This is a genomic window from Rhizobium sp. CF122 (assembly GCF_000282035.1).
In the GTDB taxonomy this organism is placed as follows: Bacteria; Pseudomonadota; Alphaproteobacteria; order Rhizobiales; family Rhizobiaceae; genus Rhizobium.
Map to the genome: position 1 here is coordinate 24,698 of NZ_AKKA01000077.1, position 19,098 is coordinate 43,795.

At 58.1% G+C, this 19,098-nt stretch carries 15 protein-coding genes and 1 pseudogene; 4 read left to right on the forward strand and 12 right to left on the reverse strand.

Annotated features, from left to right (window positions below; all coding sequences use genetic code 11):
• Window positions 1–7: 7 nt before the first annotated feature.
• The gene (locus PMI09_RS18375) at window positions 8–721 is read right to left on the reverse strand and encodes a DUF899 family protein (protein WP_007797595.1); all 714 of its coding nucleotides are present in this window, start codon (window positions 719–721) and stop codon (window positions 8–10) included.
• 338 nt (window positions 722–1,059) lie between these two features.
• On the opposite strand from PMI09_RS18375, the gene PMI09_RS18380 reads away from it, so the two are divergent.
• On the forward strand, window positions 1,060–1,395 hold the full coding sequence (locus PMI09_RS18380) for a hypothetical protein (protein WP_037083488.1): 336 nt from the start codon (window positions 1,060–1,062) through the stop codon (window positions 1,393–1,395).
• A gap of 49 nt (window positions 1,396–1,444) precedes the next feature.
• Here PMI09_RS18380 and PMI09_RS18385 read toward each other — a convergent pair whose 3' ends face one another.
• A complete protein-coding gene (locus PMI09_RS18385; protein ID WP_007797600.1) occupies window positions 1,445–2,191 on the reverse strand; it encodes a histidine phosphatase family protein in 747 nt (248 codons plus the stop codon).
• Between the two features lie 187 nt (window positions 2,192–2,378).
• On the opposite strand from PMI09_RS18385, the gene PMI09_RS18390 reads away from it, so the two are divergent.
• Window positions 2,379–3,794 carry a hypothetical protein gene (locus PMI09_RS18390; protein WP_007797606.1) on the forward strand — a complete coding sequence of 472 codons (1,416 nt, stop codon included), beginning with the start codon at window positions 2,379–2,381 and terminating at the stop codon, window positions 3,792–3,794.
• 675 nt (window positions 3,795–4,469) lie between these two features.
• On the opposite strand, the gene PMI09_RS18395 is transcribed toward PMI09_RS18390, so the two are convergent.
• Together PMI09_RS18395 and PMI09_RS32260 are read right to left on the reverse strand one after the other, a co-directional pair.
• On the reverse strand, window positions 4,470–7,424 hold the full coding sequence (locus PMI09_RS18395; RefSeq protein WP_007797611.1) for a DEAD/DEAH box helicase: 2,955 nt from the start codon (window positions 7,422–7,424) through the stop codon (window positions 4,470–4,472).
• Window positions 7,425–8,809: 1,385 nt separating this feature from the next.
• Window positions 8,810–9,028: pseudogene (locus PMI09_RS32260) on the reverse strand (LysR substrate-binding domain-containing protein); the annotation flags it as partial.
• Between the two features lie 212 nt (window positions 9,029–9,240).
• Between PMI09_RS32260 and PMI09_RS18405 the strand changes: the two are divergent.
• On the forward strand, window positions 9,241–10,773 hold the full coding sequence (locus PMI09_RS18405) for an FAD-dependent oxidoreductase (protein ID WP_007797617.1): 1,533 nt from the start codon (window positions 9,241–9,243) through the stop codon (window positions 10,771–10,773).
• A gap of 531 nt (window positions 10,774–11,304) precedes the next feature.
• On the opposite strand, the gene PMI09_RS31400 is transcribed toward PMI09_RS18405, so the two are convergent.
• Complete coding sequence (locus tag PMI09_RS31400; RefSeq protein ID WP_157213389.1) at window positions 11,305–11,499, reverse strand: hypothetical protein; 195 nt, start codon at window positions 11,497–11,499, stop codon at window positions 11,305–11,307.
• Window positions 11,500–11,602: 103 nt separating this feature from the next.
• Between PMI09_RS31400 and PMI09_RS18410 the strand changes: the two genes are divergently transcribed.
• Window positions 11,603–11,881 carry a hypothetical protein gene (locus PMI09_RS18410; RefSeq protein WP_007797618.1) on the forward strand — a complete coding sequence of 93 codons (279 nt, stop codon included), beginning with the start codon at window positions 11,603–11,605 and terminating at the stop codon, window positions 11,879–11,881.
• A 403-nt stretch (window positions 11,882–12,284) separates the two neighbouring features.
• Here PMI09_RS18410 and PMI09_RS18415 read toward each other — a convergent pair whose 3' ends face one another.
• The 7 genes from PMI09_RS18415 to PMI09_RS18445 all read right to left on the reverse strand — a co-directional run.
• The gene (locus tag PMI09_RS18415; RefSeq protein WP_007797620.1) at window positions 12,285–13,409 is read right to left on the reverse strand and encodes an alpha/beta hydrolase; all 1,125 of its coding nucleotides are present in this window, start codon (window positions 13,407–13,409) and stop codon (window positions 12,285–12,287) included.
• Between the two features lie 19 nt (window positions 13,410–13,428).
• Window positions 13,429–13,944, reverse strand: a complete 516-nt coding sequence (locus PMI09_RS31405; protein ID WP_007797623.1) for a hypothetical protein — start codon at window positions 13,942–13,944, stop codon at window positions 13,429–13,431.
• Window positions 13,945–14,056: 112 nt separating this feature from the next.
• A complete protein-coding gene (locus tag PMI09_RS18425; RefSeq protein WP_007797626.1) occupies window positions 14,057–14,416 on the reverse strand; it encodes a hypothetical protein in 360 nt (119 codons plus the stop codon).
• 87 nt (window positions 14,417–14,503) lie between these two features.
• Complete coding sequence (locus tag PMI09_RS18430; protein WP_007797630.1) at window positions 14,504–15,343, reverse strand: DUF3313 domain-containing protein; 840 nt, start codon at window positions 15,341–15,343, stop codon at window positions 14,504–14,506.
• A 242-nt stretch (window positions 15,344–15,585) separates the two neighbouring features.
• A complete protein-coding gene (locus tag PMI09_RS18435; RefSeq protein WP_007797633.1) occupies window positions 15,586–17,058 on the reverse strand; it encodes an efflux transporter outer membrane subunit in 1,473 nt (490 codons plus the stop codon).
• A gap of 193 nt (window positions 17,059–17,251) precedes the next feature.
• A complete protein-coding gene (locus PMI09_RS18440; protein WP_007797635.1) occupies window positions 17,252–18,517 on the reverse strand; it encodes a HAMP domain-containing sensor histidine kinase in 1,266 nt (421 codons plus the stop codon).
• Between the two features lie 3 nt (window positions 18,518–18,520).
• Window positions 18,521–19,098, reverse strand: a 578-nt coding sequence (locus PMI09_RS18445) for a response regulator (protein ID WP_037083491.1), incomplete at its 5' end; no start/stop codon positions are given.

Below are 19,098 nucleotides of genomic sequence, written 5' to 3' on the forward strand. Positions count from 1 at the left end.
GGCAGCGCTATTGTGCTGTGTCGTAATCGAGTTTCGGATACCACGTCGGCGGGCGGCCTTCAGGCGTGGTGTCAAGCACGGTCCAGAGCGGCATGAAGTCAGGTGCACCGCGTGGATCCTGGCCGGGATCTGCGGTTGCCGGCCCCATCTCCGGGTTCCAGAAATGGCGGATCACACCATCCTTGATCGTGAAGACGTTATAGGCCGCGTCATCGCTGCCATCAGGCCCAATGGCGTGGTAGTCGCGGCTAAACTCGTCGGTCGTGTCGGAGTAGAGTGGCAGGTGATGCCAGCCGCGCTCTTTCTTGAACGCCAGCAACCGCTCGATGGGCGAGCGCGCAACAACGGCGAAAGCGACCCGCTGGCTGATATCAGGAACCTCGCCATCGAGTGCCGACAGCATGGATGTGCACATCGGGCATGGCAGCTCTCGCTGCGGCCCGTACATGTAATTGTAAATGACGAGTGTGGATTTATTTCCGAACAGGTCCTTTAGCGTTACTTCGCCGTCCGGCCCTTGAAAGCGGTAGTCCTTCGTTACCTGGCCGCCGGGAGGCAACGCACGGCGCTGCTCAGCCACGCGCTCGATATGCCGGCGCAACTCGATTTCTTCGGCGAGCAGGTCATCGCGAGCCTGCCGATATTCGAGACTTTCGTTCGGAAAACTGAGGCCGTTTCTTCTTGCCAGCTCCCTCGCAGAAACAAGGTTATTTGCATCCATCACGTGAACCTCCTCCGGTTTTTGACAGGACGATGCGGCGGATCTCGCGGACGCGTTCCGCCGTCCAAACAAGGAACGTTTGACGACTGCGAAATTCGACAGAAGGGTTCAAATTTTTTTGATGCAGCCGATCGGATGCACTTTGTAGGAGCTTGAATTTGCTGCGATACTATCCGCCGTTGCAGCTAGCTGCACATTCGTTTGTCTTAGACTTTTATCCCCTTTCCCACGCCGATTTGAGGCCTATGTCCCCTTCATCCTTCATCTCCTGGAAAGGACCAGGGAGGCTTCAAAGCATCGTGGCAACCGGTGTCGAAGCCGCCTCTATGGAGAGAACAATGCGATCCTTCATATCCCTGATCGAGGCAGCCGTTGTCGCGGCCGGTTCCCCAGTCGCATCTGATGACGGCAAGGGCATCGAGCGTGCTCAGGCCGTGTGCTCGTTTCTCGAAAATACCGGCTTGAATGGCAATTGTGCCGTCGACGCCAAGGAAACGCTCATCGAAGTTTCGCTAGCAGGGCAATACGACAGCCCGGCTGACTGCCCCAAGGTCGCTGACATGTTGCGGGCACATGGTTTTCAACTAGGCCCGAACTGGGAGCTTCGGATCAAGGCGAGCATCAAGGACGAGCCCGAGGTCACCGAGTGCGGTTTGGCGCCTGCTCGACAATAGAAGCCAACCCAGCAGAGCGACGTGCGTTAGCACGCCGACGGTCAAACAGCTATGGCGTCGACTTAGGCGTGATCGTCAGCGCTGATCCATGAGCTTCCCGCAACTCGCTATCGCCAACCTGGCGGTCGGTTGCCTTGTGCAGCAGGATTGAACTGTAGCCCTGAAGACGCGTTCCTTCGATCAATGTCACGTCGGAATTTCCTGGATTGTCGGAGCGCTCGAACCAGTCGACCGCGTGGCGGAGAAAGTTCATTTCAAACGCTCGATTTGTGACACCGTGGCCAACGATGACGATGTCGTTGCCTCCATCGGACACGTCATCGATCACGGTTTGCACAAAAAGACGAAGCCGCTGCGCCACATCCGCCCTGCTCTCGCCATCCGGTGGCCTTGCATAGAACTTCCCGCTGTTGTTTCGCAGCCTGGCCCATTTCTCGAACTCATCTGGAAACTTCTGTCGCCGCTCCGCATGGTCGTAGATTTCGGTGAAGAGGCCAAAATCCTGCTCGCGCAAGAGGTAGTCCTCCCGAACATCCCTTACCCATTCCGGCGGCAGGGCCTCCAGCAGCGCATCCTTGCTTTGTCGCGTCCGCAGATACGGCGAGAACCATATATCCAGTCTTTGGTTTTCGCCCTGGGGCAATTCGGCAAGATAGGCCGCAACCGCTCGGCCGGCCACGAGCGCTTGTCGATAGCCCCATTGTGTCAGCGGGACGTTGTGATCGCCAAACTGCCCATAGGCTTTCTCATTGATGTTGCCCAGAGATTCGCCGTGCCGGACGAGAAAGATGCGCATTGGTCGCCGTGTGTTTCAATATCAGTTGGCGCCATCATGAAGGCATAGGAGGCGCGGTGCAACTTGGGCGGCATCGGCCGGGCGGTACCTGCAATGCGGGCAGCATCCGGCAAAAAGCAAAAGCAGCAATTGAGTTAAATATTAGCGCGTGCTTTATTGCGTCTCGCGTTCACTACCGGAGGTATCTATGACCCAAGATATCTGGAAGGCATGCGTGGCTCGTCGCTCGACGGTGATCATGCTGGGTTTCGCCGGGTTCTTCGGCGTTATCGGCCCTGCACAGAGCGCGACAATCAACGTCGCGCCAAAAAGCGAGGGTCGTGACGAAGGGCTCACGATCCAGGCAGCGGTTGCGCTCGCGCAGCCGGGCGATACGATCATGCTGGCGCCTGGATCCTATTTGCAGGATTTTCGATCGGTGCGGGATGGTGAGCTTGGAAAGCCGATTACGATCGAGGGCTCGCTTGGATCGGTCGTTAAAGGCGGCGGCCAGCCCCGGGTGATTGAAATCAATCACAGCTATATTGAGCTCAGGAATTTCACCGTCGATGGCCGATTTGAGAAGCCGAACACGAAGAAGAGCTATCGCGACAAGCTGCTCTACGTGATCGGAAACACACCTGGAAAGGAATTGACGGGGCTTCGCGTGCTCGGGATGGATATTCGCAACTCGGGCGGCGAGTGCGTGCGCCTGCGCTATCAGGCAAGGCAGAATGAAATTGCTTATTCCAGAATAAGTTCGTGCGGCCGCTTCGACTTCTTGTTTAACGATGGCGGAAAGAATGGCGAGGGCATCTATATCGGAACCGCGCCGGAACAATTAGGCGGGCGTGGCGCGCCGGATAAGGCGATCGATCATTCTGATCGGAACCGTATCCACGACAACGTCATCGCTACCGGAGGCAATGAATGCGTCGACATCAAAGAGGGCTCGAGTGGCAATATTGTCGAGAAGAATAGTTGCACTGGGCAGAAGGACCCCAACTCCGGTGGCTTTGACTCGCGCGGCAACGGCAATGTCTTCCGCTACAATCTCGTCTACGACGTCGTGGGGGCCGGCGTGCGCCTTGGTGGCGACGAAGAGGCCGATGGCATCAGTAACGACGTCTACGGGAATACCTTTCGCAATGTGGGTGTCGGGCTGATCCGGGCGCAACGGGCGCCTCAGGGAAAGATCTGCGAGAATATTTCTCAGAACAATAAGGTCGTCAGCATCAATTCGATCGGCAAGACACTTGATCCGACCGGGCCATGCGATGGACCGAAGGCAACGGCAGATCTGCGAACCCAATCGGCGGCTGCGTCAAACCGATCCGAGGTGGCGAAGAAAATCGAGAAGGGTGGCAAGCCGCTAAGCTGCGGACCCTCCGTTGCCGGCTGTGTGATCGGGCGCCTGGAAGGCGACGATCGTAACAGAATCAAGATCGTCGATGCTAGCGACGTCGTCTTGCGCGGCCACCACCTGATTCTGACCGATGCCGTCGGACCTGACGGGAAAGCGATGCCACTAAAGCCGCTCGCGGGAAAGTTGATCAGGATCGAATACACCAGTATTCAGAAGAAGCGGTTTGCCGGCGCCAGGATTATCGAGGTGGTCAACTAACCCGGTGTGGGCACAACTTGCCGTCACAGACAGTGAACGATGGATCTGCGCGCCGGGGCCCACGCGTCATTGGCTACCGCCAGCGAAACCGATGGCGGGATACGTGCAGCGTCAGCGCATGCAAAGGCGCCGGGTACCGTCGTTTCCTTGGCGGTGTCGGTGCGCATCTGGGTGCCGAACGGCGTCTCTTCCAACTCACAGCCGAGAGGTACTGCTATCGGCGTGGCGGGAGGCAGTGAAAAGGCCGGCGACGGACAGCTTGCGTCCACCGGCAAGTGCGATATCTGCACGCCCTTGCATGCGTGCAATTGGCATCGCCTCTATCTTGCTGCGTTGTTGGCATCAAGCGTTACTGCATTATTGGTGAGAAGGGTCCGGCTGCACTCACCCCGATCTTGTCTTGGTTCAATTCATCGCCATGGCCGTAAGAGCAATGAAAGATACTCTTGCCCCATCGCTCACTCATTCGTTCAATTTCAAGCAGGGTGTCTGTCACGGCGGCGAACAAAAGCCGCCGTCCTTCGCTGAAGCGCTGGGAAGGATTCACATCCTTTCTTAGCGACGGCCGGATTGCCGGACCCACAATGCGGCCGAAGGGGCCTGCGGGGTTTTGCTCTCGGCAGAAAGTCATGGCAGGGGGATCGGGTCTACAAGGTTGTCCCGACCACGCGGTTATCAAACGACACGAAGGCGAGGTTTCCTTTGCGGCTGGGAGTCGAACAGGGATCTGGCTTCGCACTCTTCGATGAGCCAATCACTGTCGGTTCCCAACATCCAACGATCCCGAGACTCTTTCTGAAACCAGTTAGCGCGATTGCCGACGACATAGAGCCGCCTACGAGCTCTCGTCACTGCAACGTTCATGATGTTGGGTTGGGAAAGTGCCCATTCGATGCTATCAACGCGCTTCGCTCCAAGCACTAGTAGTACTGTTTCAGCCTCTCTCCCTTGGAAGCTGTGGACCGTGCCGATGGAGTGATCGATCCATTCTTCTACGATGACCGGCGGCAAATCTCCGAATAATTCCGTAGCGTTCTGCAAGAGATGCAGCTTGAGGCCGACAGCGACCTTCCTGAAGGGCGTGATAACGAAGAGATCAGGTAGTTCACGATCTGAGTGACGATTAGCGATGTGGCGGGAAATGACGTGCGTGGCAACTGCGCCTTCTTCCGGAATGTAGAAGTCGTTTGCAGTCTCGGCGGTTCCGACCACGTTGATCCAAGCGCTGGGCCCAAAGGTTGGTCGTCTCTCGTTCTGCCGCGCCTCGTGGTCCAACGTCTCGTCCGCCAGCACCATGGAGTGCTCATAAGCCATGCCGTTGGAGATCGAGAACATTGGCTCGACACATCGCCGATGAACGCGCAGGGGAGCGCCGATCCATCTGCCGTTTCGGACTGCGCCGAACGGATTAATCCGGTCAGCTAACGTTTGCAGCGAGCTGGATTTGCAACGAAACTCGGTGCCAACGTCGAATTTCGCCGCGAGCGCCCGATCCACGGAATTGCTGATGGTGGAGATCGGCTCAAGCTGAAATGGATCGCCGACGATGATTGCGCGCTTCGCGCGTGATACCGCATCGATTGCGTGGTGGCTGCATGCCTGTCCCGCCTCATCGACGATCAGCCAAGGTATCGTTCCTCGCTCGAAGCTTCCAAACACGTTCGCAAATGAACAGAATGTCGATGAGACGACCGGAACCAGAAGACTGAATGTGCTCCACAGATGGCCTGCAAGCGCTTCCAGCTCGGTGCTGGCCCTGCCCGAGTTAAGCTTAATCCAACCTATGAGGTTCGCTTGGATGCTGTTCCTTGCATGAAACACAAAGGATTCGTGAAGCTTCATGGCGGCAACGAAGAGTTCGGCACGAGCCCGCTCAAGAGCGGATGATGTGCCAACGAGCATCTGGGCTCTGCACCGTGGCTCCGCGTTCAAATATTCAGCGGGAGTGACGACGTTGCCAAGTTCTTCTAATGCACACTCAATCTGCTCACTTGCTCTAGCCAGGATGGGGTGCGGCAGAATGGTGGCGGTGGCGGATTCTTGAATCGCAAGCGTACCTGAACTCAGCGGCGACGCAACTGATGTGCGCGCCGGCCCTGACCAAGGGCCAACGTCGGTATATTTCGAACCGAAGGTTTCGGTTGCATGCATGAGTTGGTTCAGCCGGCGGTGAGTTGCTTTCAACGCCCCGACGGCCTCCTTCGCTGCGGCGTATCTATCTCGTGCAACGTTCCAAGCAGTCGCATTGCGGCTATCGAACAGCGAACCATCGTCGAGCGCGTCGATCACAGATGCTGCGCATCGATCGCGATTGCGCCTGTTTCCAAGTGGGACTGAGATCGCGCCCCAGGGTTCGGCCGCAACGCGATGCTGCGCCATCAGGCTCTCGGCCAGTTTCGGCAGGTAGCTCAGTGAATTCCTGTAGCTCTCGCCAAGCTTCTCTTGCCTGGGTAGTTCGAGTGTCAGGTTGGCTACTGCGTTATTGTTGGTACTTGCGATCACAACCAGGAAGTCGTGCAGCGGTTTGTCGATTCTGTATTGAGGGCTGTTGCCATTGGCCGCCACGGGGGCGAAAGCAGACTTTGGATCCTCGTAAGAATGCAAGACATCGGCGCGACGACTGATAACCTCCGCAATGACATCCATCAACAGAGTCGTTTTGCCCGTGCCCGGCGGGCCGTTGATCGAGAACGTCCCGCCTTCAGCGACACGCGAGAAGGTCTCGTTGACTGCGACTTGCTGCTGTGGCGAGAGAGAAAAGTCAGAGGGCCATCGAGCGGACGGATACTTGTCCGTTTGCAAGCACTCCAGGATCGTTTCATCGCTGCTTGCGTCGAAATCCGACATGGCGACCGGCTTAGTGAGCAGATCCCAAGCTGCGCCCATGACTACGCCATTTTCAAGGTCACTTGCCATCTGACGCAGTAGATTGGGATAGACACTTGAAAACACGCGCGCGTCCTGGATCTTCCTCGGACGGTTCCCATCGATGAACACTTTTGAGCGGGTTACGACAATGCATTTAACCGTTGCTTGAATGTCGGTGGGCAGTTGCAAGGCCGAGTATGCGCAGTGAGTAAGGGCCTCGGCAATTGCCAAGGGCTTGGATCGAGGCTTCACCCTGGTTTTGAATTCAGTTGCCAAAATCTCGGCATAGTCAGAGAACGTGATTGTCGTACATTCGAGAGTGACGGCTAGATCGTAGAGAAACCGATTGACGACCAGAGAGCCTTTCTCCACCGCTCGCTTGCCAGAGACGGCGAAAGTACCGGCAAAGGTATATTGGCCGTCTTCGACAGGATCGCGACCGTGCGCGCCCTGCTCGGGTGACCAACGACGGATCAATAGTTTGTCGCATTCCCTGAGTGCTGCGATGCCAAACCGGACAAAGTGTCGGTACACTCTGCTCGTATCCGCCGTCGACGGCCAGGGATCTTTGTCATCGACAATGTGGGACACCGCTACGTCGCCACTTCGTTCACCATCGTCCTCGGCAATTGGGGCACTGTAGCGCTCGACATGCTCCCAATACTTTAGGGTTCGAAGGACCTCCTCGCGGGAATGCTGAGCACGGCCGGGGACACGCAAATTGGGATGGGTACCCGCCAAGCTCGTTGTCGTGTCTTCCATGTACCGCCTCTGTCAGCCTCCGACAGGCCAAGCCCGACAATAGCGGCGGGCACTTGCCCAGGCGGAATCGTCGAATAGCCCTTCTAAAACCAGATGCGGCCATAATGGTTAACAAAGTATTAACGCCAAAGGGGCGGTGGTCTGGCACGTCCCCGGTTTGCCGGACGTCTCGTCCTGGCGACAGAACGCCCGCGTCATCTCAATAGCTGCCACTGTCGCCAAACTGGGAACCGGCCGAGCGCGAAATCCAGCTCAAGTTTGCCGTTTCAGTGTGCCGATCGCTTTGAACGCCGGTCTTGCATGCCCTCGCGTTGCCGCCAATTCCGGATCCCACTTCTGTAGCGAGCTACCGAAATTCGATGCGTTAGACTCGGTTGACCGACGCCATGATGGTTTCCTCAATCGAGGAAGCCATTGGAGGCACGCTGGTGCAAGGCTACGTCTATTCGCCACCGCTTAGCGAAGAAGATGTCAGTGAATTTCTATCAGAGCGATCGATCAAGTCTTTCTCGTCTTCATCTCCGGGATTTGATCGACAGCCATAGGCATCTGTCGTTGTTCGCCGATCGATGTTTTGCGGCTCTGGCCGAACTTAACGGCTGATTGCTTTATCCCCATCGTGAAAGATGCTGGTGCGAAACGATTGCGCCAACGAGGGTCGGGGGTTTCTGGCCGGTCAGCAGGCGCATCTTGCGCGCGTCTTCATTTTCAGAGTTTGAGCATTCATGGCGCTAGCGGGGTTGCGCTCCCCGATCCGGGAGATGCTATCGGTCTCCTGTATACCGAAGGGCGGAACTTGCGTTCGGCGAACCGCACCACCCTTGAGACCCTGGATTCGCTCCCCAACGATGAGGGGGTTGCGCTAGAATGCGCCATTTGTGGCCTTGTCCAATCACACGGCGTCTATTGCCATTTTGCAACGCCTCGCCCTTTAGTGCTGCTATATGAGAATGTTCTTATGTGTAAGGCATTGCCTGCCTGCCGTGGATCCACATAGGCTCTCGCTTCGAAGGGAGAAGGGCCGATGCAATGGATTTCGTGGCAACGACCGGTGCTAGTATTTAAGATCACGGACCTGATCGATCGCATTCTGAGGAATTGGTGCGATGAGAATGGGCATCAAAAGGGAAGCGTTGAGGCAAAGCGAAAGGCAAAGAGTCTGCTTCAATGGATTGAACTTGGCGTCACGGATGAACACGAGCTTACGGACTTGATCCGTGACGACATCGTGATCACCACGAAATAGGCTCACGGCACGACGGCTAAGGCAGCGTTTCTTCCGCTTTGAGATGCTCGTAAACACGGTTTGGCGCGCTTGCTGGGCGGTGCCGTCGTAGTCGCAAGGAGACGTAGATCTTCTTGTGGGTGGCCTTCCCCGCTGTGAGGCGGTTGGATCTTGTTCCAGGCAATAGCGAGCCCGATCCTAAAGTCGATCCTTCGCACTTTCTTCAGCTCAACGGCGCGGTTTGGAAGCTCCAGCGTCCATTCCGGCGCAAAGCCAATGCCAAGCCCAGCCGAGACGAGCGACACCAACGAATAGGTCTCGTCGCAACTCTGTAGGCAATGTTCTTGGTCGGATCGTATGCCTCGAGCCTCTCACTAAAATCGATTTAGTGAGGGCTCCCCTAAGACCAGAAATCGATCCCGTTCATCTGAGCTACGACTGCATCTGACGTCATCACAAGAATTCGACCCAACTTCGGGCCAAATTCATTTGCCTACAAAGCGCAATAGCGGAGAATTCAAGGGAAGCTGCCTGCTGCGCAAGAGCGTCGCAAGGGATGATACCGGCAGCGGCCCTTTGAGGGAGGAGAAAATGGCCAGTAACCATTCAGACCCGAGCGGACCCGATCTGGCCCTCGGCATTGCGCTCGCCGATCTTCCCGATGGCGGCAAGCTGGTCGGCCATCGCGACGGCGAGGCGGTGCTTCTGGTGCGCCGCGGAGCAGAGATATTCGCCGTTGCCGCCGCCTGCTCGCACTATGGCGGACCGCTGGTCGACGGCCTCGTCGCCGACAACAGCGTCCGCTGCCCCTGGCATCACGCCTGCTTCGACCTGCGCACCGGAGAGGCCCTGCGCGCGCCGGCCCTGTCGCCGCTCGCTTGCTGGTCGGTCGAAAAACGCGGCGAACGGATTTTCGTTGGCGAGAAGCGCAAGAGGCCGCAGCCGGCTTCGCGCGAGAGCAATGCCGGGGTATCTCCGGAAAGGATCGTCATCGTCGGCGGCGGCGCGGCCGGTTTTGCCGCGGCCGAGAGACTGCGGCGAGAACAATATCAGGGCGCCATCGTCATGATCAGCGACGACGAGGCGCTGCCCGTCGACCGGCCCAACCTTTCCAAGGACTATCTGGCGGGCAAGGCTCCCGAAGACTGGGTCCCGCTGCGCAAGGAAGGCTTTTATGCCAGGAACGGCATCGATCTGCGCCTCGGAACTAAGGTTGCTGGCATTGACGTCCGTGCCAGCGAGCTCGTGCTCGCCGATGGGGCACGGGTCGCCTTCGACAAATTGCTGCTCGCGACCGGCGCCGAACCAGTGCGCCCGACCACACCCGGCGCCAGCCAGCCTCATGTCCACACGTTGCGCACGCTTGCAGACAGCCGCACGATCATCGCGCAGAGCGGCGCGGCGCGGCACGCTGTCGTGCTTGGCGCCAGCTTCATTGGCCTCGAGGTCGCCGCCGCGCTTCGGACCCGCGGTGTCGAAGTGCATGTCGTGGCGCCCGAGGAACGGCCGATGGAACGGGTACTAGGCCCCCAGATGGGCGACTTCATCCGCGCCCTGCATGAGGAAAATGGCGTCGTTTTCCATCTTGGCGATACCGCGGCGAGCATCGGCGCCAGCGAGATCCTACTGAGCAGCGGCACTACCCTCGCCGCCGACATGATCGTTGCCGGCATCGGCGTGCGACCGCGAGTCGATCTCGCCGAAAGAGCCGGTCTCGCCACCGATCGGGGCGTCCTGGTCGATGCCTATCTCGAGACCAGCGCGCCGGGGATATATGCCGCCGGCGATATTGCGCGGTGGCCCGACCCTCACTGCGGCGAGAATATCAGAGTGGAGCACTGGGTGGTGGCGCAGCGGCAGGGCGCTGCCGCAGCCCTCAGCATGCTCGGACGCCGGACGAAATTCACGGATGTGCCGTTCTTCTGGAGCCAGCATTACGATATCCCGATCAACTATGTCGGTCATGCCGAGAGATGGGACGCCATCGAGGTTGAGGGCGACGTTGCCGCGAAGGACTGCCTCCTGCGCTTCAAGCGCGGCGGACGCGTTCTGGCGGTTGCCACAATCTTCCGCGATGTCGAAAGCCTTAAGGCAGAACTGGCGATGGAGCAGAGCAAGGCCTAGAGCGTGATGGGATCATGCCGCATGACTTGCGTCTGCCCAGCCGGGTGACGATACCAGCCTGAAGAGAGGCGACGGCAGACGATCACGCCAGCGGCCCGCCGCGTCTGGCGGCGGGCTTTCTTCCAATCCGTAGACTACTTGCGCCCCCCACTGGGACGGGATTTGCCGCCCGTTCCACCTGCGGTCTTAGCGTCGGGGGCTTGCCCGAAATTGGTCCCTCCCAAGTGGCCTCCGCCGCTCGTGTTTGCAACTTGACGCTCTGTTTTGCGCTGGATCTCAGTCGCATTTGTTTTGCTCATTCTAGATTCCTTTTCGTTGCAAGAGTGATCGCTGCCCGACATAGCCCGGCATATGAGATCGATTTTGAGAGAAAAGGTCTGCTTGACGCCAAGGGGCGCGAAACGAAGCTCGACTAGCAAACTCGATGCGGCAGGCCGAGCCGCCATTGTGTTTAAACCAAGTTCTAGACTGGTGGAGCAGCCAACAAAAAAGGCCGGGGCGAAACCGCACCGACCTTCCTCACATCGCTACTCACGCCAGTGCCAGTACATCCGTGGTCAAAAGCAGAAAGCGACTGCGGCGATTGCGAGCGACAGATGCTTTCCAGCGCTCATCAGCAATGCCGATAGCGGTGATATAGGCTCTCCCCGCATGAAACGCAACCTCAATTCTTGGTTTTGTTGCGGATGTCTTATAAAAATAAAAATTGCAGGAATTACGTTGCATGCGGAGCCGCGCTCAGGCATGGTCTCTCCGTCAGCAGCCAATGTTAAGGGCGCTGCTGCATCAGGGCCTAGCGGCCCTTGCCCCAGATAGAAGGAGGACCGAAATGTCTTCCGAATTTAATTTCGTCTTGAAGTCAACAGACCTCACGATGCTGCAGGGCGTCTTGGATGAGGCGGGATACTGTTCAGCCAGTAGCCTTGCCAATCCGGAAGGCTATAACGTCGCGGCGAAACTGCTTATCGAACGTTTCCAGAACGGGATGACCTCTGCCGACGACCTATCCAGAGAACTGGAAAGGCATTTTGGCAAGGTGCTTTCGGCAGTATCTCCGCCAAGTTTCGAGCGGACGCGCGCCTCTATTCAGGGCCGCCCCCTCCGGTAGAACTGCTACTCCCTTTCGCCTTCCCGATGCAGCAGGATAAGAGCGTGGAGCAACGTGTCACGGCAGGGGTTTACACAGTGGATGGCATGCCAAGCGTTGGCTAACTGCGCGATCCACCATCTAGCCCATCCCTCCTATGTGGAATTGGAGAGCCTGTGTCGGCACCCGGGTGGATCGCCGCAATCGTTGAGCGAAACCAAACGTTCCACACCGTCCGATCCGCTGAAGACGCCCTTAAAGCAAAAGCCAGGCACGTCCTCGGGCGGAAGCCCGTACAGTGCGTTTTTAATGGCGCGAGCGAAAGCCGATATGGCTCAGCCCGGATGAATGCCTCGCGACGCTCCGCGAGATGCTCGCGCGGAGACACGCTGATGAAAGCGTGTCGCGCCCGTGGCTCCCACCCTCACTGCGGACCAAAAACGCGTCCAGCCAAACGGAATGGACTCGCAACAGCAGCACCGGCTGCGTCGAAAACGAATGCCCCCACGTCGCTGGCATTCGACCGCTTTCCGCTTTCGAAGGTGGAAAGCTGCGCCCCGAACTTGGCCAACGACGCATACCGGTCGTGACCTAATCCATCAGATCCGCGGACGGATGTTATGTCGATAACTCGAAGTCCCGCTGTCAAGGCAGCTTCCTTAATGACTGGATCATCGATATCTACGCGTCCGACGCGAGGTCGCTCCCCTGCCACGAAGCTAGAGACTGATAGCGCCCGGTCGTCTTTTGACACGAGAAGAGATATGGGCGTCGGCATTCGATTAATATCCCTGAGCTGTGTCCGGAAGACGTCGACGTCGATGTCAGGCGCGGCGAGTACCACCGCTAGCTTGGCGATAACATCATAACGACGCTCCAGCTTGAGTTGACGGACCGTTTCCATGACGAGGAAACCGCCCATGCTGTGTCCGAATAGGATGATGCGGTGCACGTTCTTCGACGCCGCGATCGATTCTACCAAGGCGTTTAGCTCGCTGCGTGAGGACAATACCGCGTCGCGATCCCCGACATATCCGGCAACGGCTGCTGCAGAAGGCCAAGAGAACAAGATTGGAGCGCCGGGAATCTTTGCATCTGCGGCTATTTGTGCGGTCCTGTACAGCGCCTCCTGGTAACTGTAATTGTAGCCATGGACAAAGATCCCGACGGTGCCATCGGATTGAACCGATCGTATCGCCTCGGTTGCAAATGCGTCCTTTGGAAGTTCCTTTCGCCCGATGACCATAAACTGTCTCTGCGGATTGGGCGCTGCTTTTGGATAAGTGATCGTGGTGTCGGTTCGATTGGGAGGCACCGACAAATCGTAGCGCTCGTAGGTCAGGTTCTCTGCCCAACTGCCGCCAAAGCCACCGCGTATCGTGTCCCGATTCCTGTTTGTCGCGGTCAAGACGGTCACTCGTTGGGCGGCACTCTCATTTAGGCGAACTGGTTTCAACACGTCCGGCGCTGGTCTCGTGACGCAGCCTGTCAAGATCGTAACGCCGGCAGCGACCAGTATTGGCAGGCCTATTTTCAGAAGTCTTTTCAAGAGTTTTTCCGTGGAGTTGTCAGACTGTGAACACCGAAAGCTCTGTTGATGTGAGAGCGCTGAGCGCAAACTGGACCAAATCCTCAGGATGGGAACAACTGACCGAGGAGCTAGAAAGTAGCTTCGGATGCCAGAGCGCGGCGGTTGCGATTATAAATACTGCGGATGCGCGGCGAGGGTCTTGGTTCGGGAATTCTCCTCGGTCGATGCCTTCGGCAATCACGCCTGCAAGCACGTCGCCGATGCGTATTATGTGGCTTTCAACACGATCATGGTCGAGGTCGAGGCGCACGATGATGAAATCGTAGATCGTGCGATGATTGGAGCGAATATCCGCCATTATGAGCCATTGTTTTTTCAAGTAGTTACTGATCCGAGATGATGGATCCAATGGCAACTTGAACATAATTGGTGGCGGCTCAGGAGGGCCGGGCTGGGCCAGGATCAATGGAACGGGCAGCGGAACCTGCGCCACGGCAGCCGATTGACCTATCAAAAGTACCGAGGCAGTTGCAAAGGTCAGTAGGTGTTTCATCGATGATCCTCGTACCTCAGGCCACGCTCGGTCAAAGCGGCTCGTCGTGGCGCGGTCTTCATTTTGTGAGATGGCCTGCCGATGGGGCACATTGCGCGGCAAGGCCGTGCTTCTAACGGCTAAACCTCAAATCCGGTTTGTCGCCGTCCCAACCCTGAAGCCCTCCGGGAGCCTCACGGAAACGAAGGCACCGCGTGCCCATCTTGCCAGAAATGCACATCGCATCGTCCTTGACGGTCCAAGTGATAGACAGCGTAAATGGCAGTGGGCCGCGAATGCTTCCAGTGCCATCCTTTTTGAGTATGAACTCGAGGGTCTTTCCATCCGGCGCAAGGGCCGACCACGGCGCGCCATCCGCGAGAATTTCGGCCGCCTTCGGCGACGACAGAAATGCCTGCCCCTGCGCAGAAAGCGACGGGCTTGCTGCAAGCATTGCGATTGCGGCCACAACAATCCAACGTTGTTTTTTCATACTGTTATCCTTTTCCGTTTTTCTGACCTGCCGCAGTTCCCTCGCCGGGTGAGTGAACACTGCGACCTTGCTGCGAGTGGCTGACGTCTATTGAGAGGCGGCCGCGCCTTTGTCGCTCCAGCCCGGCGGCAGGCCGAGTTGGCCGGCGACCGCACCTTTGATGCCGGGAGCCGACCCGAATGCCTTGCAGGCGTCGTACTTCGGGTCACCGCCAAGCGACGCCTTTAACTTTTGCATCGACGGCATCACCGGCGTCCCCTTGAAGGGATACTGCCCCTTGACCAGCATACGGCTGAAATCGGCGCCGAAGGCTGATGCGAGGGAATAGGCATCCCCGACCTTGGAGATACGGGCCTTTGTCGTCAGCACGTTGGCTCCGCGCGACCAGATCATGGCCGCACTTTGCGATCCATCCGGTCGAACCGCTTCGGCTTCGACGGACAGGCCGCCGAGACCGATCGGAATCCTCGGGATCGGAACGAGCGCCACCGAAGCGCCGAGGGTTGCGACGGTGGCGGTCGCCGCGATCGCCTGGTTCGTCGCGACAATATCGGTGACCGTCGCGTGGACGATCAGGTCTGCCGGCTGGTTTGCGGCCACAACCTTGAAGCGGTCGCTGAGGCCGGTGCACAGTGCCCGGTCGACGGCGTTGGTGAGCAGTGCCAGGTCTTTTGCATCAAATGAACCGCGCACCGCATCCACCGTCGTAGGAGCGATGCGCACTGTCTGTGCGGAAACCACGGCTGCGGAATCCACGCGCAACTTTGCCTTCGTCAACAAGCCGCCAGATGCCACCATTCCGTCATAGGAACCGAGAGAAGTTCCCTGCCGAAGGGCCACACTGGCGCAGGAGGAAAGCGATACGAGCAAGGCGGCGCAGCGAACGGCCTGTGCGGCTATTTCGGAATGCTGGAAGCGAAAGGTCATTTAGACAAATCTTTTGAACCGGGATCGTGGGTTCAGGTCTTAAAGGCACCAGGGTTAATGGCGGTAAAGGCAGTGTAAAGTTGGGTAAAACTTGAGATCTGGGTCGCTTAAGTACCCTGATGCTGCCTTGCTCGCGCGATCTGCCCGGGGCGCGTCTGAGAGCGCAACGGAGGGGCGTTGGAAGCGACGACGATGCTCGTCAGCCTAGCTTGCGGCAGCACGAGCGATCGCCGAGGATGGCGCTAGCTTGACTTTGCGGTTCGTTCGGAGGTGCTTTGTCCCTGTCCCTGTCCCTGTCCCTGTCCCGTCAGGTAACCGGCACCGACCGCAACATAAAGATCTACATAATCTTTGGCGACCTGCTGTACCGCGGCAGCAAGACTTGCTTGAGCATCTGAGACCGAACGTTGCGCATCCAGAACATCCAGCAGCGATGAAGCGCCCTCTTTGTAGCTTGAGGTCGAAAGCGCAAGCGATTCCTGCGCCGCCTTCAACTGTCCTCGCAGCGGCTCCAGTGTCTGCGCATCGCGGTGCACTGCCGACAGGGCGTTTTCAACCTCTTCAACACCGTTCAGTACCGCGGCTTTCCAGGCGAGATATTGGGTCTTGGCATCCGATTTTTCGATATCGACATTCGCCCGCAACTGGCCGCCATCGAAGATTGGCAGGTTGAGTGTCGGCCCAAAGGACCAGGTCGTGAGGGAGCCGCCGTTGGAACCCGCCGATTTGCTCCAGGTCGGCGCGATAGAGCCGGACAGGGAAATCGAGGGGTAGAGCTGGGCTTCGGCAACGCCAATATTGGCGACGGCTTCCGCCAGTTCGCGTTCGGCCTTGCGGATGTCCGCACGGTTGCGGATGAGATCAGCGGGAATGCCTGCTCGAATGTCACCGCGATAGACCGGCTGCCCTTTGCTCTTCCGAAGTTCGTCCATCAGTGCCGATGCAGGCAGCCCCAGCAGGGTTGCAATATGATGAGCAGAGACAGTAAAGCTTTGTTCGAGATCGGGGATTTCGGACTTTGTCGACTGCACCAGGCCTTCGGCCTGAGCTATGTCGAGGCGAGAGGCGCCCCCTGCCCCGAACTGTAACTGCGTGAGGTCATAGGTCTCCTGGCGGGATTTCAAATTCGCCCGCGAAAGCGCGATACGCTCCTGATAGTACCGGGCGTCGATGTAGGTCGAAGCAAGGTCCTTCAATAGGGAGAGCTTCGCATCGTCGGCGGTGGCATGGGCAGCACCAAGCGAGGCAATCGCGCTCTCCCTCGAGCGGCGGTATTGGCCGAAGAGGTCGAGAAGCCAGGATGCATCGGCCTCGCCTCCGGTAGTGTTCGTGGCGCCAATGGTCGTCCGTCTCGACCCCATTTCGCCTGATACGGTATGTGATGCACCGAGACTGAGGCCTGGCAGACCGCCGGCACCGGCGACCGTCACATTCGCGTAGGCCGAATTGATGCGCTCGAAGGCCTGCAACACGTCAAGGTTCTGGTTGAGGCCACGGTTCACCAGGCTGTCGAGTTGGGGATCGCGATAACCGACCCACCACTGCGCCGTCATGATATCGCCATTGGATTTGATAGTTCCCTCGCCGAATTTGGCGGGAAGCGGCATCTGTGGGGCAACGTGATCCGGGCCGGACACGCAACCCGCTAACAGAAGCGACAATGCCGAGCTTGCATAACGCAGATGGATTGCTCTTGTCCAAAACGTCGTCTTCACTGGCGAGCCTTCTGAATGGGATCGGAGGCTCATGGATAGCGACGCCAGCGTTAATGGCGGTTAAGAGACTGTAAAGTTGGGTAAATTCCAGATAGTCGACTCTACTGGCATTGCGCTCACTTGAACGCCGTCGTGCACCTGACCTCAGAGAGCCTTCTTTGAAGCCGGATCAGGCTTGACCGTTGGCCGAAGCCTATGTCGTCGGCTTCCTGGGAAGCTCCAGGGTTATGGCCAGGCCGCCGGTATCTGGCAGTGACGCATGCACGCGCCCTCCGTGGCGCTCGATCGCCTGTCTGGTAATCGCGAGACCGAGACCGTATCCGCCCCTTGGAACCGCCTCGTTACCGCGAGAGAACGGTTGGAAGATCCGCTCGAGTTCGTCTCGCCTGACGCCTGGCCCCTGATCCACAACGCAGACCCTGAGAAGATCTGCCGTCCTCTCGCAAAGCACGGAGATTTGCGAATGCTCCGCCGTATACTTGACTGCGTTTCGCACGATATTTTCCAGCGCCCTGTAGATCAGTTCTCCTTCGACCTCGGCCAGGAAAGTGCCGTCGGCGCTCTTTGTGATGGAAACATGCCTTGCCTGGGCTTCGAACGCTGCATCGCCAAGAATTTCGTTCAGGAGGTCGATGACGTCGAGGGTTTGCGTTTTCAGCCGCAGGCCGGATCCGGCGGTAAGCCTGGCCAACGTCAGAAGTTCGCCCACGAGCACATCGAGCCGTTCGACTTCACGATCCATGCGGTCCAACATGGCACCGAGCTTGGCCGGGCTCTGCCGAAGGACACCAACGACTGCCTGTAGACGCGACAGGGGTGAGCGCAGTTCATGAGACACGTCGTGGAAAAGTCTTTGTTGTGCATCCTGCAGTTCCTGCAGCCGCGCGGCGGTGGAATCGAAATCGTCTGAGAGCGCGGTAACCTCATCCCTTCGACCGGCCATCTTGTCCCCTATGCGAACATCGAATCGGCCATGCGCAAGTGCGCTTAGGCCATCACGAAGGTGCACGACAGGACGAATGAGGTATCGGGCGAGTGCTGCCGCTGATATCGTGCTAGAGATAAAGATAGCGACCCATGGCATGAATGGCCCAAGGTCCTGGAAAATGAAGACGGGCTGGACCGGCAGGGAAATCTGATAGCAAACCCCATCCCTTACGACGGTTCTCGCATCGCCACCGTGCGCATCCGCACACGCTCCCGGTTCTGCGACCTTCGAAATCGTCAGACCAAGCGGAAACGTCTCTTCGCTTGTGAGCACGAAACGCCCGGCAGCATGTTCACCATCCTTTGCCAGCACGTTTGCAGCCAGGTTCAGAACAAGCGCCCGCCGCTCCAGCTCCAGTTCCCGTGCGAAAGGAACCGCCTGAAGAAGATTGACGATCAGGATGATGACCGCAACCGTCGCGGCGAGAATGATCCAAATTGTCGTGAAAAACTTCCAAAAGAGCCGGGGCATGGGTCAATCCACGAGGAGTTGATAGCCCTGGCCACGGACGGACTGGATCCAGGACTGTCCATCCTCTCTAAGCCCGAGCTTCTGGCGAACACTGCTGATATGGACGTCGATGCGGCGATCGAAGGGCGTTAGAGGCTTACCAAAGGCTCGTTTCGAAATGTCCTGCTTCGACACAAGCTGGCCGGCATTGCGGACGAGAACTTCAAGCAGGCCGAACTCGGTGCCGGTCAGATCCAAAGACTCTCCGCACCATTCGGCGGTTCGGCTGCCAGGATGGATCACCAACTGCCCCGCTCTCAGAGTATCAGTTGACGCGCCGGTCGCAGACTGGTTCGCACGACGAAGGATCGCGCGCAGTCTCGCCGCAAGCTCTCCCGGCGAGCATGGCTTCGGCACATAGTCGTCGGCGCCAAGATTAAGACCTGATATTCTGTCAACGTCATCGCCTCTCGCAGTCAACATCAGGACGGGCACCTGACTTAGTTTCCGGATCCTCTGCAAAACCTCGATCCCGTTCATCCGAGGCATCATGATATCAAGCACGATGATGTCGACGGTACTGCCGGCGGCAGCCGCTATGG

Bases quoted from the DNA above. Each gene is read 5' to 3' on its own strand.
- PMI09_RS18410 (WP_007797618.1), top strand. From the start codon at position 11,603: ATGTCTTCCGAATTTAATTTCGTCTTGAAGTCAACAGACCTCACGATG.
- PMI09_RS18405 (WP_007797617.1), top strand. From the start codon at position 9,241: ATGGCCAGTAACCATTCAGACCCGAGCGGACCCGATCTGGCCCTCGGC.
- PMI09_RS31400 (WP_157213389.1), bottom strand. From the start codon at position 11,499: ATGCAACGTAATTCCTGCAATTTTTATTTTTATAAGACATCCGCAACA.
- PMI09_RS18380 (WP_037083488.1), top strand. From the start codon at position 1,060: ATGCGATCCTTCATATCCCTGATCGAGGCAGCCGTTGTCGCGGCCGGT.
- PMI09_RS18390 (WP_007797606.1), top strand. From the start codon at position 2,379: ATGACCCAAGATATCTGGAAGGCATGCGTGGCTCGTCGCTCGACGGTG.
- PMI09_RS18395 (WP_007797611.1), bottom strand. From the start codon at position 7,424: ATGGAAGACACGACAACGAGCTTGGCGGGTACCCATCCCAATTTGCGT.
- PMI09_RS18425 (WP_007797626.1), bottom strand. From the start codon at position 14,416: ATGAAAAAACAACGTTGGATTGTTGTGGCCGCAATCGCAATGCTTGCA.
- PMI09_RS31405 (WP_007797623.1), bottom strand. From the start codon at position 13,944: ATGAAACACCTACTGACCTTTGCAACTGCCTCGGTACTTTTGATAGGT.
- PMI09_RS18430 (WP_007797630.1), bottom strand. From the start codon at position 15,343: ATGACCTTTCGCTTCCAGCATTCCGAAATAGCCGCACAGGCCGTTCGC.
- PMI09_RS18375 (WP_007797595.1), bottom strand. From the start codon at position 721: ATGGATGCAAATAACCTTGTTTCTGCGAGGGAGCTGGCAAGAAGAAAC.
- PMI09_RS18385 (WP_007797600.1), bottom strand. From the start codon at position 2,191: ATGCGCATCTTTCTCGTCCGGCACGGCGAATCTCTGGGCAACATCAAT.
- PMI09_RS18440 (WP_007797635.1), bottom strand. From the start codon at position 18,517: ATGCCCCGGCTCTTTTGGAAGTTTTTCACGACAATTTGGATCATTCTC.